Annotated in this window: 15 protein-coding genes; 9 read left to right on the top strand and 6 right to left on the bottom strand. The window is 63.1% G+C overall.

From position 1 onward, the window contains the following. Positions 1 to 7 precede the first annotated feature (7 nt). The 3 genes from KHO23_RS18155 to KHO23_RS18145 are packed head-to-tail and all read left to right on the top strand — an operon-like array spanning position 8 to position 5,090. The gene (locus KHO23_RS18155) at positions 8 to 1,540 is read left to right on the top strand and encodes an efflux RND transporter periplasmic adaptor subunit (RefSeq protein ID WP_211612598.1); all 1,533 of its coding nucleotides are present in this window, start codon (positions 8 to 10) and stop codon (positions 1,538 to 1,540) included. Then, positions 1,537 to 4,743 (top strand): efflux RND transporter permease subunit, encoded by a 3,207-nt coding sequence (locus KHO23_RS18150; protein WP_211612597.1) that lies wholly within the window; start codon positions 1,537 to 1,539, stop codon positions 4,741 to 4,743. Before KHO23_RS18155 ends, KHO23_RS18150 begins: the two co-directional genes overlap by 4 nt. Further along, positions 4,740 to 5,090 (top strand): copper-binding protein, encoded by a 351-nt coding sequence (locus KHO23_RS18145; protein ID WP_211612596.1) that lies wholly within the window; start codon positions 4,740 to 4,742, stop codon positions 5,088 to 5,090. Before KHO23_RS18150 ends, KHO23_RS18145 begins: the two co-directional genes overlap by 4 nt. Positions 5,091 to 5,221: 131 nt before the next feature. Here KHO23_RS18145 and KHO23_RS18140 read toward each other — a convergent pair whose 3' ends face one another. Together KHO23_RS18140 and KHO23_RS18135 are read right to left on the bottom strand one after the other, a co-directional pair. After that, positions 5,222 to 7,183: a hypothetical protein gene (locus KHO23_RS18140; RefSeq protein WP_211612595.1), complete on the bottom strand. Its 1,962-nt coding sequence runs from the start codon at positions 7,181 to 7,183 to the stop codon at positions 5,222 to 5,224. A gap of 222 nt (positions 7,184 to 7,405) precedes the next feature. Then, positions 7,406 to 7,570 carry a glycine zipper 2TM domain-containing protein gene (locus KHO23_RS18135; protein ID WP_211612675.1) on the bottom strand — a complete coding sequence of 55 codons (165 nt, stop codon included), beginning with the start codon at positions 7,568 to 7,570 and terminating at the stop codon, positions 7,406 to 7,408. 259 nt (positions 7,571 to 7,829) lie between these two features. On the opposite strand from KHO23_RS18135, the gene KHO23_RS18130 reads away from it, so the two are divergent. The 5 genes from KHO23_RS18130 to KHO23_RS18110 all read left to right on the top strand — a co-directional run bounded on the left by KHO23_RS18130 (position 7,830) and on the right by KHO23_RS18110 (position 11,122). Further along, a complete protein-coding gene (locus KHO23_RS18130; RefSeq protein WP_211612594.1) occupies positions 7,830 to 8,183 on the top strand; it encodes a YciI family protein in 354 nt (117 codons plus the stop codon). A gap of 156 nt (positions 8,184 to 8,339) precedes the next feature. Continuing rightward, entirely contained in the window at positions 8,340 to 8,753 is a 414-nt protein-coding gene (locus tag KHO23_RS18125) for a YciI family protein (protein ID WP_211612593.1), read from the top strand. Positions 8,754 to 8,814: 61 nt separating this feature from the next. Further along, positions 8,815 to 9,342 carry an SRPBCC family protein gene (locus KHO23_RS18120; RefSeq protein WP_211612592.1) on the top strand — a complete coding sequence of 176 codons (528 nt, stop codon included), beginning with the start codon at positions 8,815 to 8,817 and terminating at the stop codon, positions 9,340 to 9,342. Positions 9,343 to 9,432: 90 nt separating this feature from the next. After that, positions 9,433 to 9,840: a VOC family protein gene (locus KHO23_RS18115; protein WP_211612591.1), complete on the top strand. Its 408-nt coding sequence runs from the start codon at positions 9,433 to 9,435 to the stop codon at positions 9,838 to 9,840. Between the two features lie 4 nt (positions 9,841 to 9,844). Then, on the top strand, positions 9,845 to 11,122 hold the full coding sequence (locus KHO23_RS18110; RefSeq protein WP_211612590.1) for an RNA polymerase sigma factor: 1,278 nt from the start codon (positions 9,845 to 9,847) through the stop codon (positions 11,120 to 11,122). Between the two features lie 38 nt (positions 11,123 to 11,160). Here KHO23_RS18110 and KHO23_RS18105 read toward each other — a convergent pair whose 3' ends face one another. The 3 genes from KHO23_RS18105 to KHO23_RS18095 form a co-directional block, all read right to left on the bottom strand. Continuing rightward, positions 11,161 to 11,850 (bottom strand): class I SAM-dependent methyltransferase, encoded by a 690-nt coding sequence (locus KHO23_RS18105; RefSeq protein WP_211612589.1) that lies wholly within the window; start codon positions 11,848 to 11,850, stop codon positions 11,161 to 11,163. Positions 11,851 to 12,083: 233 nt separating this feature from the next. Further along, positions 12,084 to 12,662, bottom strand: a complete 579-nt coding sequence (locus KHO23_RS18100; RefSeq protein WP_211612588.1) for a DUF4337 domain-containing protein — start codon at positions 12,660 to 12,662, stop codon at positions 12,084 to 12,086. Between the two features lie 213 nt (positions 12,663 to 12,875). Next, on the bottom strand, positions 12,876 to 13,844 hold the full coding sequence (locus KHO23_RS18095) for a quinone oxidoreductase family protein (protein ID WP_211612587.1): 969 nt from the start codon (positions 13,842 to 13,844) through the stop codon (positions 12,876 to 12,878). 399 nt (positions 13,845 to 14,243) lie between these two features. Here KHO23_RS18095 and KHO23_RS18090 point away from each other — a divergent pair, with 399 nt between their 5' ends. Then, positions 14,244 to 14,780, top strand: a complete 537-nt coding sequence (locus KHO23_RS18090) for a GNAT family N-acetyltransferase (RefSeq protein ID WP_211612586.1) — start codon at positions 14,244 to 14,246, stop codon at positions 14,778 to 14,780. A 39-nt stretch (positions 14,781 to 14,819) separates the two neighbouring features. On the opposite strand, the gene KHO23_RS18085 is transcribed toward KHO23_RS18090, so the two are convergent. Then, positions 14,820 to 15,557, bottom strand: coding sequence for a GNAT family N-acetyltransferase (locus tag KHO23_RS18085; protein WP_211612585.1), 738 nt, complete (start codon positions 15,555 to 15,557; stop codon positions 14,820 to 14,822). Between the last annotated feature and the right edge of the window lie 43 nt (positions 15,558 to 15,600).

Here is a 15,600-nt window from a genome sequence, read left to right as displayed (position 1 = left end):
GAACACCATGCAAAAGAAACCACTGGCGCGCGCTGTCCTCGTTACGTTCGCCGCCGCAGCCTTGTTAGGCGCAGGCTACCTGGCCGGCGCGCGTCATGCCGCGCGGGCGGATTCAGCGTTCGCCGCCACGACGTCCGCCACGGGCGACAAGACCGATCCAAAGACGGGGCGCAAGGTGCTGTACTGGCACGACCCGATGGTGCCGAATCAGCATTTCGACAAACCGGGCAAATCGCCGTTCATGGACATGCAGCTCGAACCCGTCTTCGCCGATGACGCGGGCACGAGTGGCATCAAAATCGACCCGGGCTTGCAGCAGAACCTCGGCATCCGCTACGCAACGGCGCGACGGCAGGACATCACTGAAGGATTCGATGCTGTCGGGAGCACGCAATTCGACGAATCGCGTGCCGACGTCGTGCAGTCGCGTGTGATCGGCTACATCGACCATCTGTACGCGAGCGCGCCGATGCAGCGGATAGCGAAAGGCGCGCCGATTGCGTCGCTCTTTGTGCCGGACTGGCTGGCGCCCCAGGAAGAGTACCTCGCGCTCAAACGCAGCGGCATGGATAGCGGCATGCTCGAAGCCGCTCGCGCGCGTATGCGGGCGATGTCGATTCCCGACGGTGTCGTCGCGAGTCTCGACCGGACCGGAAAGGCGCAGACGCATGTCGTGCTGACCTCGCCCGAAACGGGCGTTGTCAGCGAACTGAATGTCCGCGACGGCGCCATGGTGACGCCCGGGCAGACGCTCGCCAAGATCGCAGGCCTCTCGACCTTGTGGCTCATCGTCGAGATACCCGAATCGCTGGCACTGAGCGCGCAGCCTGGCATGACGGTGGACGCCGCTTTCGCGGGCGATCCCACCCAGCGCTTCACAGGGAAGATTCGCGAAGTTCTGCCAGGAATCAGCACTGGCAGCCGCACTTTGCAGGCGCGCCTCGAAATCGACAACGCCACGTTCAAGCTGACGCCCGGCATGCTGATGCGCGTGCGGGTCGGCGCGGGGAAGCCGGTCTCGCGCCTGCTTGTCCCGTCCGAGGCGGTTATCACGACCGGTAAGCGCAGTGTGGTTATCGTCAGGGGTGGAGATGGCCGGTTGCAGCCGGTGAATGTCACGGTCGGCAAAGATAACGGTGACGAAACCGAAGTGTTGAGCGGCCTGACGGATGGCGATCAGGTGGTGGCGTCCGGCCAGTTTCTGATCGATTCGGAAGCGAGCCTGAAATCGGTTCTTCCTCGCATGGAGGGCAGCGCAAATGCAGGCGCTCCGGCACCTGCGTCGGCGTCCGCCACGGCCGCTGCATCCCAAACATACGAGACCACCGGCAGGGTCGAAAAGGTGACCACCGAAGACATCACCTTCTCTCACCAGCCGGTCCCGGCCCTGGGCTGGGGCAAGATGACGATGGCCTTCGGCAAACCATCGCCGACTGCCTTTCCGGGCGCAAAGCCCGGTGACGTGATGCACTTCGCGTTCCGGCAAACGGACAGTGGCTACCAGTTGACGACAGTCGAGCCGGTTGGAGGCGCCAAATGATCGCGCGTCTTATCAGATGGTCTATCCACAACCGCTTTCTGGTGCTGCTGGCCACCGTGCTCGTTACCGCGTGGGGCGTCTACTCGGTCACACAAACACCGCTCGATGCGCTGCCTGACCTGTCCGACACGCAGGTCATCATCAAGGCGTCTTACCCCGGCAAAGCACCGCAGGTCGTCGAAGACCAGGTGACCTATCCGCTCACCACGACGCTGCTCGGCGTGCCGGGGGCCAAAACCATTCGCGCGTATTCGTCATTCGGCGATGCGTTCGTCTACGTTCTGTTCGACGACAAAACCGACCAGTACTGGGCGCGTTCCCGGGTACTCGAATATCTGAACCAGGTGCAGAGCAGGCTGCCGCCGGGCGCGACGGTTTCTCTCGGGCCCGATGCCACCGGCGTCGGCTGGGTTTACGAATATGCACTCGTCGACAGAAGTGGGCAGCACGACCTGGGACAGCTTCGCGCCCTGAATGACTGGTTCCTGAAGTTCGAGCTGAAATCAGTACCGGACGTGTCCGAGGTTGCGAGCATTGGCGGCATGGTGCGGCAGTATCAGGTCGTTCTCGACCCGGACAAACTGCGCGCGTACGGCATCACGCAGGCGATGGTTGCCGATGCATTGGGCAAGGCGAATCAGGAGTCGGGCGGGTCAGTTGTCGAGATGGCCGAGTCCGAATACATGGTGCGTTCGTCCGGCTATCTGCGCACGCTCGACGACTTCCGCCATATCGTTCTGCGTACTAACGAAGCCGGTACGCCTGTGCTTCTCGGCGACGTCGCGCGCATTCAGATCGGACCCGAGATGCGGCGCGGCATCGCAGAGCTGAACGGCGAGGGAGAAGTTGCGGGCGGCGTTGTCGTGATGCGCTCGGGCAAGAACGCGCTGACGACCATCGAGGCGGTGAAGGCCAAACTCGCCGAGCTGAAGCGTTCGCTGCCCGCGGGCGTCGAAGTCGTGACGACGTACGACCGCTCACAGCTTATCGAGCGCGCGGTGGACAACCTGAAAGACATGCTCGTCGAGGAATTCATCATCGTCGGGCTCGTTTGCGCGGTCTTTCTATTCCATTTGCGCAGTGCGTTCGTCGCCATCCTGTCACTGCCCCTGGGCGTGCTGGCTGCCTTTATCGTGATGCGGTATCAAGGCGTCAACGCGAATCTGATGTCGCTTGGCGGCATTGCGATTGCTATCGGAGCGATGATCGACGCGGCCATCGTGATGATCGAGAACGCGCACAAACATCTCGAGGCATTCGAGCATGAGCATCCCGGCAGGGCGATGACTTCGGCTGAACGTTGGGAACTCATTGGCACGTCGGCCGCCGAGGTCGGGCCGGCGCTGTTCTTCTCGTTGCTCGTCATCACGTTGTCGTTTATTCCGGTGTTCTCGCTCGAAGGCCAGGAAGGCAAGCTGTTTTCTCCTTTGGCGTTCACGAAGACCTACACGATCGCGGCGGCGGCGGGGCTCTCGGTGACATTGGTGCCGGTGTTGATGGGTTTGCTGATCCGCGGCCGCATTCCGCACGAGAACGCCAACCCCATCAATCGCGTGCTGATCAGGCTTTACCGGCCCTTACTTGAGGCGACACTGCGTCGTCCGTGGCGCGCTATCGGCCTGGCGGTTGTTGCACTCGCGGCGTCGGCGATTCCGCTCTCGCAGCTCGGCGGCGAATTCATGCCGCCGCTCGATGAAGGCGACCTGCTGTATATGCCGACGGCGCTGCCGGGCGTCTCGGCGGAGAAAGCGAGTGAATTGCTGCAGCAGACCGACCGGCTCATCAAGACCGTACCGGAAGTGCAGACCGTGTTCGGCAAGTCCGGCCGCGCCGACACGGCCACCGACCCCGCGCCGCTCGAGATGTTCGAGACCACGATCCAGTTCAAGCCGCGCAAGGAATGGCGGCCCGGCATGACACCGGAGAAGCTGGTCGACGAGCTGGACCGCACCGTTAAAGTGCCCGGGCTCTCGAACGTGTGGGTTCCGCCTATCCGCAATCGGTTGGACATGCTGTCGACGGGTATCAAGACGCCGGTCGGCGTCAAGATTTCGGGCCCCGACCTCGGGCAGATCGACAAGGTCGCCACGCAGGTCGAAGCGGCGGTCAAGACCGTGCCCGGTGTGACGTCGGCATTGGCCGAGCGGTTGAACGGCGGCAGATACATCGACGTCGATATCGACCGGCTGGCAGCGGCACGCTACGGCCTTGCGGTTGCCGACATCCAGTCGATCGTGTCCACGGCGGTCGGCGGCGAAAACGTCGGAGAAGTCATTGCCGGCCGGGAGCGCTTTCCGATCAACATCCGCTATCCACGCGAGATTCGCGACTCGCTCGAGAAGCTGCGCGAGCTACCGGTCGTGACGGACCGTGGCGCGCAAATCCGGCTTGACGACGTGGCGCACATCACGATTGCCGATGGCCCGCCGATGATTCGCAGCGAGAACGCGCGACTCGCCGGTTACGTGTACGTGGATATCCGCGACACGGACCTGCATTCGGCCGTGCAGGCCATGCAGCGCGCGGTCGCTGAGCGGGTCACGCTTCCCGCGGGGTATTCGATTGCGTGGTCCGGTCAGTTCGAATATCTGGAGCGGGCGGCGACGACGTTGCGCACCGTTATTCCCGTGACGCTGGTGGTCATTTTCGTGCTGCTCTTCCTGACGTTCAACTCCGTTGCTGACGCTCTGCTGCTGATGTCGACGGTGCCGTTCGCGTTGGTCGGCGGCTTCTGGTTCATCTGGATGCTGGGGCATGCCGTGTCTGTCGCGACCGCCGTGGGATTTATTGCGCTCGCGGGCGTGGCCGCCGAATTCGGTGTGGTGATGCTGCTTTACCTCAAGGGCGCGTTGAATCGCAGGCTCGACGCGGGCGAGCCGCTAACCGAAGCGCTGCTGCTCGACGCGATTCGAGAGGGGGCCGTGCAGCGTGTGCGTCCCAAGGCGATGACGGTCGCCGTTGTGCTCGCGGGGCTCATACCCATCATGGTCGGACACGGCGCCGGCTCGGAAGTCATGCAGCGCATCGCTGCACCGATGGTCGGCGGGATGATCACGGCCCCCATCCTGTCGATGCTGGTTATTCCCGCAGCGTGGTTCCTGCTGCAACGCCGCCGCGCGAAGCGTCTGCGCGACGCGCGGTTTCCTCACGCAGTACCTTCCGGCACAACCGTGCCCACCACTCAAACTGGAGAGATTCAATGAAGAAAATGATGATCGCATTCGCGGCTTTCGGCGCGGTTGCTGTGACACCCGCGTTTGCGGGCGATGACATGGCGGGGATGAACATGTCCATGAAGCCGGCGGCTTCAATGGCGTCGTCGAATGCGGCGCTTACGGATGCGGAGGTGCGAAAGATCGACCCGGCCTCCGGCATGATCACGCTGAAACACGGCGCGCTGCGCAACGTTGGAATGCCCGCCATGACGATGGCCTTCAAGGCGAAGGATGCCTCGATGGTCAAGCAGATTCACGAAGGCGACAAGGTCAAGGTCCGCATTGAAGACGTTGACGGCACGCTGACCATTGTGAGACTGGAAAAAGCGTCGTGATGCGTTGTTGATGCAAACTCGCGGGCTTGTTACTTTGGCCTGCGAGTTTGCAGCGCTGCGGTTGAGTCGATATGCAGGTTTTGATGCACCGCGCGATTTCGCTGTGCATCATTCGCCGATTGATCCGGCTTTTAATCGTTGTACTTCGTCATATCGTAGTACAGGGTCCCATTCTGCCCACCACCCAACTGCACGAGCCGCGAACCGCCGGACGTCAACGCCGGGAACGGGCAATTCGTACACGTCTGCACGCCCAAGGCGTTGAGTCCCGCAAAAACGGTGGTTTGATACTGACCCACTGAGGTGTTGTTCGGCGCGCCGCCAAAGAAGCCGTCGATTTCAGTCGTCGAGCCTGCGCCCGTTCCAGGGGAAGCCTGGATCTGCACGGACGTTACCGGATAGGTGGGATTCGGCGCCGTCACGACGCTCGACCACGTCACGCTCATCGCATACTGCACGCCGGACAGCGACCCGCTCGGCGTGAGGAACTGCGTCGCGAAGCCCGGCAGCAGCGTCGGCCACGCGACCGTGCTGCCCGCCGCCGCGTTCAACGGACTCCCCGGATTGATGATCGACGACTGGCCGAGCTGCGCGCCGTTTTTGTCGTAGAACGTGACTGTGTAGGTCGCGTAGAGCGGCACGGTGCTCGCGTCGATCGGTTGCGCCGCGTAGTAGCCGCTCGAGGCCGGCGGCGTGAAGTTCGCGGTCGACGACAGCGATTGCCATGACCACCGGTACAGCTCCGTATTGCTGTTGGTCGTCGCCGGCGAAACCGGCGCCGCGCTCAATGGCAGATCCGACAGACCCAGCGAACTGACGCCGAGCGCATTACGCGGCATCAGCCAGACTGGCGCGGCGAGCCCCGGTCCCGTGACGGAGGCTGAATACACCGTCGGATTCGACGTGGTCGGAATCGCGATCTTGAGACCCGACTCATACCGGTTCACGTCGTTCAGCTTCGTATCCAGGAAAGTGTGGCGCTGGATTTGCGACATGATCGAAACAGCGAATTGCGACTGATTGCCGATCAGATCCCAGCCGAGTTGCGTGCCGTTGGCGAGCGTGACGGGCGTGGAAAGTTGTTGCGCGATGGTGTAGAGCACGCCGCTTGCAGCGCCGTTCGCGAGCGTGACCGGCAACTGCACGAACGCGAACTGCTTGCCGTTACGCGTGAAGAAGGCGAGTGTCTTCGGCGAACCGAACACCGCGCCACTGAGGACAGCATCGGTCAGACCGTGGGCGACGGCCAGATCGGTGGATCCGCTTTCGAGGTAGGCGGAGTCGATTGCCGGCGAGCATGACGTGTTGAGCGTACCGTTCGCCGCGCAGGCAGTCAGCAGGGCCGCCAGCGGCTCGAGATAGTTCGCTGCCGCAGAAGGCGCAGGCAGCGTGAGCGTCTGGCCAGTCTGGTTGTTCAGCGCGATGGTGGTCCCTGGCGCCGCATTCGACAGCAGCAACAAGCCGCCGCTGGCCGCCGATACCAGCGAGACCGTGTCGATCACCGCGTCGGCGCCGGTGTGATTCGGCGTAAAGGCCACGCCGATCGGATCGAAGCCCGCCGCCTGAATGCCGTTCTGCGCCAGGATTTTCGTGAGTATCGCCTCGAGCGTGATGGTGGCGATCTGCACGGACGGCAGCGTCACCTTGGCCAGCGTCGTGGTCGAGGCGAGGTCGAGCGGGTTGCCCGAGGCCGTCAGCATGGCGGCAATCGCGGTGGTCAGCGTGGTGACGTTGGCGACAGCGGGTGCCGTACCGTTCGGCAGTTTGGCGAGCACTGAGACGAGCGGGGCGGAGACGCCGGTGACATCGGTGGCGACGATCAGGAACGGCGCGGTCATGCCCGCCACCGAGATCGTGTACGCGCCCTGAGTGTTGGTGGTTGCCGTGGCTTGCGCGCCGGTCGCGTCGGTCAGCGTGACGCTCGCGCCCACCATGGCGCTGCCGGTGGCGACCGTGCCGCCCACCGAGGTGGCCGTGACCGTTGGCGTGCTCGATGACGTCGAGCCGGAGGAGCCGCCGCCACAACCGCCGAGTTGGATCAAGCCAAAGGCCACGGCGGCCGCGACGCCGGTACGCACTAACGATCGATGCATGAATTTCCCCGATGCTCTGCTTATATGATTCGTTTCTTTTGCCGGCAGATTATGCCGATGAGTTTGACTGTGTGTGCCGCGCCGTGCCGGCGGAATGAACGCGGATTATCGACTGCGATTATTGGATAAACGGCAAATTCATGACGGGCCTTAGCGCGTTCGGAGAATACTTCAAAGCGGCGGTCTTGTGTCGCGCGGCGAAGAAGCTGTTCAGCGCTTCAATTACTTGCCCAACTCGTGTCCGATTATCCCGCCTGCTACCGCGCCGCCGACCGTGCCCAACGTACTGTGATTGGTCACCTCGTTGCCGATGACGCCGCCTGCCGCCGCACCGCCCAGAGTGCAGCCGGCTGTGAATGTCAGCAGCGCCAGTCCCGTTGCAATCATGCCCAGGCCAAATAGGTTCCGCATGATGTCACCTTGGATGTGTGTCGATACCACCGCAGCAGCAATCCCCATGCCGCGTCCGTATGACGTTACGAGTGTCCGTAAGGCCTGCGGTCCATCAGCGCCCGGGCGGTGAAACGGGTTTGCTGGAGTCATCCGTGCTTGCTAGACTGCCTTTCGCAACCCCGCTGTAAGCGTGATTTTGCCGTCGTACGCCGGCCTGGCGTTCACGTTCACGCCGCGATCAATCGGAGACACCATGTCGTACATGCTGCTTATCGTCGAACCCCCGGATCAACGCATAGAACGTGGCGAGCAGGCGGGGCGTGAGGTCTATGACCAGATGGTGCGCTTTGCCGCCGACCTCAAAGAGCGCGGCAAGCTGCGCGCCGTCGAATCGCTGACTTCCTCCAGTGACGCCGTGCGCGTGCAGGTGCGCGACGGTCAGCCCAAACTGCTCGACGGCCCGTTTGCCGAAGCCAAGGAAATGGTCGGCGGTTTCTTCCTGCTCGATTGTGAAACCCGTGAAGAAGCGGTGGCGATCGCGCAAGCCTGCCCGGCAGCCTCGTGGTGCACAGTCGAAGTCCGCAAAATCGGACCTTGTTTCATCTGAGCGGGGACACCGCATTCGCGGCAAATGGACTGGGGTTTTCCCTAAGTCCGCGACAAAGATGTCGATCCGGTCGCGCATCGCTCGTCGTGTGAGTAAGGAGCCGGCAAAGAGATAACGGCTCGTCACTTACCACACACCACCCAAGGAGCGATTGCAATGCGATTCATGATCATAGTGAAGGCGAGCGCCGTCAGTGAAGCCGGCGGCCCGCCGGACGAAGCCCTGATGGCCGCGATGGGCACCTACCATGAAGAACTGGCCAAGGCCGGCGTGTTACTCGACGCAACCGGGCTGCAACCGAGTTCGAAAGGCTGGCGCGTCCACTACAGCGCCGGCGAGCGCACGGTCATCGACGGTCCGTTCGCGGAAACCAAGGAACTGATCGCCGGCTACACGCTGATTCAGGTTCGCTCCCGCGAAGAAGCCATGGAATGGGCGCGGCGGTTTCCGGCGCCGTTTGGCGAGCACGTCGAAGGCGAAATCGAAGTCCGGCAGCTCTATGAACTCGAGGACTTCGAGCCGAGCCCGGAACTGGAGCGCTTCAAAAACATGGACGCGGCCAAACCTTGATCGCAACGCCGATCCGAGCGCCGAATGAGGCGTCGATCCGGCCACACCGAAAGGATTCATCATGCTCAAGACCATTCTGATCGCCGTCGTCGCGGCGGTGGGTCTGCTGCTCATCTATGCGGCGACACGGCCCGATAACTTTCGCATTGAACGCAGCGTGCTTATCAAGGCGCCGCCTGAGCGGATCTACGGGTTGATCGACGACCTGCATCAATTTAATCGCTGGAATCCATTCCTGCGCAAAGATCCCGCGACGCAAGGCACTTATAGCGGCGCGGAGAGCGGCAAGGGTGCGCGCTATGCATGGCAAAGCGAAAAGATCGGCGTGGGGCAGATGGAGATCGCCGATACGGCGGCGCCGTCGAGCGTGACCATGAACCTCGATTTCCTGAAGCCGTTCGAAGCGCATAACATCGCTGAATTCGAACTGAAGCCGGAGGCGGGTGCGACTCAGGTCACCTGGGCGATGCATGGGCCCGCGCCGTTTCTGTCGAAGCTGATGCAGGTGTTCGTCAGCATGGATCGAATGGTCGGCAAGGACTTTGAAGACGGCTTGAGCAATCTGAAAACGCTTGCCGAGGCGAGCTGAATACGCTGGATGGCAGTGCAAACGTGGCGCACTGCGACGCAATGCGCCGCGCAAGCAGGCGAGCACACAACCGGATCAACGGATTCCATCATGCATAAGCAGATCTACGTCAACCTCGCCGTCGACGACCTCGAACGGTCGAAGGCTTTCTTCGGTGCGATCGGCTTCGGCTTCGATACGCAATTCACCAACGAGCAGGCCGCGTGTCTGATCCTCGGCGAGAACCTCTACGCGATGCTGCTGGTCAAGGACCTGTTCAAATCCTTTACGCGCAAGTCGCTTTGCAATCCGAAGGAAAACACCGAAGCATTGCTGGGCCTTTCATGCGAGAGCCGGGGCGAGGTGGATGCGCTGGTCGCGAAGGCGCTCGCCGCCGGCGGCACGGTGCCACGCGCACCGCAGGATTACGGCTTCATGTACGGGCACGGCTTCGAAGATATCGACGGACACATCTGGGAGCTGATCTACATGGACCCGAACGCCAGGGCAGCGGGCTGATCCCGTGGCAACGCCGGCCATCCATCGTGCCATCGAGGCAGTCTGGCGGATCGAATCCGCCAAGGTCATCGCCCACGTCGCGCGGATCGTGCGCGACGTGGGACTTGCTGAAGAACTCGCGCAGGACGCGCTGGTGGCGGCGCTTGAGCATTGGCCTGACGCGGGCGTGCCCGACAATCCGGGAGCGTGGCTGATGGCAACTGCGAAGAACCGGGCCCTCGACCGCTTGCGCCAGGAAGCGCTGCATGCGCGCAAGCGCGAGGAGTTGGGCCATGATCTCGACGCATTGGAGGCGCACCTCGTGCCAGATTTCGTCGATACCCTCGATGCCGCACGCGCCGACGATATCGGCGACGACCTGCTGCGGCTGGTGTTCACGGCGTGCCACCCGGTGTTGTCCACCGACGCACGCGTCGCGCTGACGCTGCGCCTGCTCGGCGGCCTCACCACGGACGAAATCGCCCGCGCGTTCCTCGTGCCCGAGCCGACCATCGCGCAGCGCATCGTGCGGGCCAAACGCACGTTGTCCGCCGCCAAGGTGCCGTTCGAAGTGCCGCAAGCGGATGCCCGTGCGCCACGGCTTGCCTCGGTGCTGCAGGTGATCTATCTGATTTTCAACGAAGGCTATTCGGCCACCGCCGGCGACGACTGGATGCGTCCGGCATTGTGCGAGGAAGCGCTGCGGCTGGGGCGCGTGCTGAGCGGGCTCGCGCCGGACGAAAGCGAAGTGCACGGCCTCGTCGCGTTGATGGAAATCCAGGCGTCGCGCACACACGCGCGTACCAATGCCGAGGGCAGGCCGGTGCTGCTGCTCGACCAGGACCGCAGCCGCTGGGACCCGCTCTTGATCCGCCGCGGGCTGGCCGCGCTCGCCACCTCGCGCGCGTTGGGCGGCGCGAGCGGTCCGTATGCGTTGCAGGCCGCGTTGGCCGCGTGTCATGCACGCGCGCGCCGTGCCGAAGAGACCGATTGGGAGCAAATCGTCGCGTTGTACGACGCGCTGGCGCAGGTGGCGCCTTCGCCCGTGGTCGAGTTGAACCGCGCGGTGGCAGTCGGCATGGCGTTCGGGCCGGCTGCCGGTCTGGACATTGTCGATGCGCTTGCAGCCGATGCGGCGCTCGTGAACTATCACTGGCTGCCGAGCGTGCGGGGCGATCTGCTGGAAAAACTCGGCCGCGTGGACGAGGCTCGCGCTGAATTCGAACGCGCTGCCGCCATGACGCGTAATGCGCGCGAGCGCGAGCTGTTGCTTGAGCGTGCCGCGCGCGGCGTCGGGCATTGAACCGTACGCGCATCGAGTCTGAGCCGTTTAAGACCGCGTCAGCCGGTGAAGGCCAACAGCAGATAGAACTCGCGTGGGCCGAATTCTTGCGGTGGATCAAGCAGTGGCTCGACGTAACGCGTGATCCCTATCCGGCCGAAACCTGCCGCCATGCAGGCGGCTTCCAGAGTGGCCGCATTGTCGACGGTGAAGCCGTATTTGGCGAACGGCATTTCTGCAGCTGCCTCGGGCGTGATGGCTGCAATCACCAATGCGCCGCCGGAGCGCAGCGTGCGGTGTGTTTCCCTCAGACCGGCGGTCAGGTCAGACCAGAAATACGTAGTGTTGATCGCAATGGCTTTATCGAACGAACCGGATGGGAACGGCATGGACATGACGTCAGCGGTTTCGAGCCAGACGCGACCATCGCGGACGAAGTTTGCATTGTAGCGGCGGGCCTCGGCGATCATGGTCGGCGATAGATCGACGCCGGTGACGAAGAGTCCCGCAGCCCGGTCCAAGACAGATGCGATGTGGCCGCCGTTGCCCAGACCGATCTCGAGGATCCGCTCATGCGCGTGCAGGTCGAGTAGATCAAAGGCCGCGTCGACGACGGCCAGATTGGCGCGCCCCAGCATGTCGCCGACTGCCACGCCGATTTCGCCTACTGGGCAGCCGAGTTGCGGGAGCAGAATACTTTCATCGAGGTTCGCGACCAGATCGTCTGCAGAGTTAGGGGATGCATTCACGGTAAGTCCTCCATGACGGGGTACGCCCAATATGGCAACGCGGACACGCGCTGCAAGATCACGGCGCCCTTAATTTATGTCATGAAGGTTGGACTGCTGAGCATCTAATCCGCACATCTTTGACCTATCGCAAAATGGTGCGCGGAGGATGTTAAGACTGTGTGAGGCGAACGAGAACACCTCGGCCAAGAACGCCATCGGCTTCGCGATGTTGGTCGCGAAGTCTTGCTCCATCAAGCCGAAAAGAACGCGACGGCGGCAGTGATCACACCCGCTGCCGCAATGCCGAACGACAGATTGCGCAGCCAATTCTTGCGGGTCAGCAACGTGATCGCGCACAGGGCGATCGATACCTGAATCAAGGTCGTGGCCTGCGCCCAGCGATGATGACCGTGCAGCAGCGCTTCACTTTTAGCGTCGTTGTCCACGACTTCCTTTTCGATTGCTTCGGCCTTTGCGCGGATCGGCTCTTTCTGCTGCTTGTACTTGTCGACGTCGGCGACGAACTTCGCATGCGCGTCGGCATTGCCGAGCGATAGCGCCGCGCCAAGTTCAGCGAGATTCTCTTTCTCGCCCTTGGCCTGGTAGTAGTTCCATTGATTCGACGCTTCGGTCTTTTTAATGGCGGCTTCGTTCTTGTAGTACAGCGCCAGATTTTCGCTGTTGCCGCTCTGGTAGGCACACAGTGCGCCGATAGTCGCGAGGATCGCCGTCATCACGGCCATGCGGCTCGCAAAGGGATCCGCGTCGTGGTGGCCGGCGTGTTCGACCGCATGGTCGTGCGGACCATGCACTTCATATTCTTCAGGCATCTGATTCTCCGAGCGAAACTTATCTTGTGATCTCCGGGCGGCGCGCAGGGCGGGGCACATGCGCTGGCGGCGCGGCACGCGCTTCGGGCCGGCCCGGCGGACTCAATCTTAGCGTGAGGCGCCCGGTGATGGAAAAAGGGTTCGGCGCGAACGGGTGTCAATGAGAGGCGTGGATGAATGCCGGCGGGCCGCCACGCCCGCCGGTCGCGTTAGTCATGACATCGTGATGACGACCCGGCCGCGCGTGCCGGTGGCCACCGCCTCGTAGGCTTCGCGTGCTCGTTCGAGCGGGAATTCCTGCGCGATGGCCGGCCCTTGCAGCTTGCCGCTTTCGAAGCCTTCCGCCAGCGCTGTCATGAATGACGCCGATTCGGCGACGCCCAATTTGGCGCTGTCCACGCCGAGCAGTTGCGTCTCGTTGTGATAGAAATCGATCAGGTCGAACTCCACGCGGCGTTGACCCGTGGCGCTGATTTCCAGCACCCGGCCGCGGCGCTTGACGAGACTCAGTGCGGTTCCGAACGCCACGCCGCCGACCGTGTCGTACACCACGTCGGTGCCGGCGCCGCCAGTTAGCGCCTTCACGCGCCCGGTCGCGTTTTCGTCGAGCGGAACGTAGTCGTCGATCAGCCGGCCCGCGGGCGTTCCGGCGCCAAGCAGATGACGGTCGACCGCGATCACGCGAGCGCCGCGCGCTTTCGCGATCTGCACTACCGCGCCGCCGACGCCGCCGCCCGCGCCAATCACGGCAATCGTTTCACCCGCTTGCAGGTGTGCATACTCGACGGTGCCGAGCCACGCGACCACGAAGTTCACGCCGATCGCGGCGGCCTCCGCATGACTGAGCATGGTCGGCTTGCGCGATAGGGCGGCGAGCGGAATCTTGATGAACCCGGCGTGCGTGCCGTCGCGTGTGAAGCCGATGTCGCCGCCGGTACCCCAGACTTCGGCGCCAAGCCATGCCGGCGGGCCGTCCACCACGATACCGCTGAAGTCGCGGCCTGGCGTGCGTGGCAGGACCGTGTGTTCGAAATGGCCGGACACGTTCTTGACGTCGCTCGGATTCACCGAGGCCGCCTTGATCTGCACGACAACGCTGTCGGCGTCAGCCTGGGGTGTCGGCAGATCGACGTATTCGAGCACGTCGGGTTTGCCAAAAGTCTTGAACTGAATCGCTTTCATTGCATGCCACTCCGGTCCTGTCTTGCGCTGCGTCGTGCAGCCGATGAGCGTAGTCTAAGTGACGGGCGCAACGGCGTGAGGGGCGGCTTCATGAATTCGCCAATCAGGCTGCGCAAGAGGTTCTCCCCGGTCATGCCCAGGCCCCAGACGAGTGTCATCAATCGGATATAGGCGGCGAGGATAGGGCGTTCGCGCCAACGTTTCTCATAGCTTTCAGCGCTGCGATGATCTTCGCGCGCCCTTGTCGAGCGGCCGAGGTAGAACACCAGCGTTTGCGGCGCGGCGCGCGCGTCGCCAGGATTTTCGCAGCAAACCCGGCGCGCAAAAAATCTGCGATCATGCCAGGCACTCTTCAACGCTTCCTAACGCCAAAGCGCCCACGCCAACCCCAGCCCGCCTATGTCCACCCGCCCCACGCTCCTCACCACCGACCGTCTGATCATGCGCCCGCACACGCGCGACGATTTCCTCGAGAGCTATGCAATGTGGTCCGATCCCGAAGTGATCCGCTACATCGGCGGCAAGCCGTTCACGCGCGAAGAAGTCTGGGCGCGCCTGCTGCGCTACGCCGGGCATTGGGCGATGCTGGGATATGGCTATTGGGTGGTGCGGGAAAAGGACGGCGGCCGGTTCCTGGGGGAAGTCGGCTTTGCCGACTACCACCGCGAGATCGAGCCTTCCTTGATGGGCACACCTGAAATTGGCTGGGCACTCGACCCCGCCGTGCACAATCGCGGCTACGCAACCGAAGCCGTGCGTGCCGCACTCGCCTGGGCCGATACGCATTGGCCCGGTGGTGAGACCGCCTGCATCATCGCGCCGGAAAACCAGCCATCACTACGCGTCGCGCACAAATGCGGTTACCGTGAGCGACTTCGCACGACGTACAAGGGCGATCCGACTATCGTGCTGCGGCGACCGGCGGGCGTTGTCTGAATGACCGCTTAGTCTGCCGTCACCTGCCGTCACTTGCCTTCACTCGCCTTCACTCGCCGCCGCTCGCTGCCGCGCGATCAGGTCCACCAGCCGTGCGACCTGCTTACCCTGTGCATCGAAATTGCCGGCGTCAAGCCAGCGCACATAGCTCGGACGCAGCGCGGGCCATTCGCTGTCGACGATCGAAAACCACGCGGTATCGCGATTGCGTCCGCGATACACGATCGCCTGCCGGAAGATCCCCTCGAACGTAAAGCCATAGCGCAACGCCGCCGTGCGCGAGGGGCCATTCAGCGAATCGCACTTCCATTCGAAGCGGCGATAGCCGAGGTCGTCGAACACGTGGCTCATTAGCAGGAACATCGCTTCGGTGGCAATGCGCGTGCGCTTCAGGCGCGGCGAAAAGGTGACGTGCCCGACTTCGATCACGCCGTTCCCGCGGTCGATGCGCATCAGCGCGAGCGTGCCGACTGCCTTGCCGGTCGCCAGATCGATCACCGCGTAGTGCAGCGGATCGGGCGACGCGGCCATGCGCGTCAGATGCTCGCGATACGCGGCAAGGCTCTCGAACGGTCCGACCGCCAGATAGGTCCAGTCGCGGCCATCGGGCGCCGAGCTGTAGGCCTCGTACAGGTCCGCCGCATGGCGTTCGACGTCCACCGGTTCGATCCGGCAGTATTGGCCCACCAGCGGCTCGCGGCCGGGCGCCTGAGCGCCTTTCCAGTCCGGCACGGGCGCGCCGATAGGCTGCTCGAAAGCGTTACGTCCGGGTTCCATGTCTGCTCTCCTGTCGATAGTGGGTGAGGGTTGCCTATGGAGA

The organism is Paraburkholderia haematera (assembly GCF_905220975.1).
In the GTDB taxonomy this organism is placed as follows: Bacteria; Pseudomonadota; Gammaproteobacteria; order Burkholderiales; family Burkholderiaceae; genus Paraburkholderia; species Paraburkholderia haematera.
This window is presented reverse-complemented; position numbering and strand designations above follow the sequence as displayed.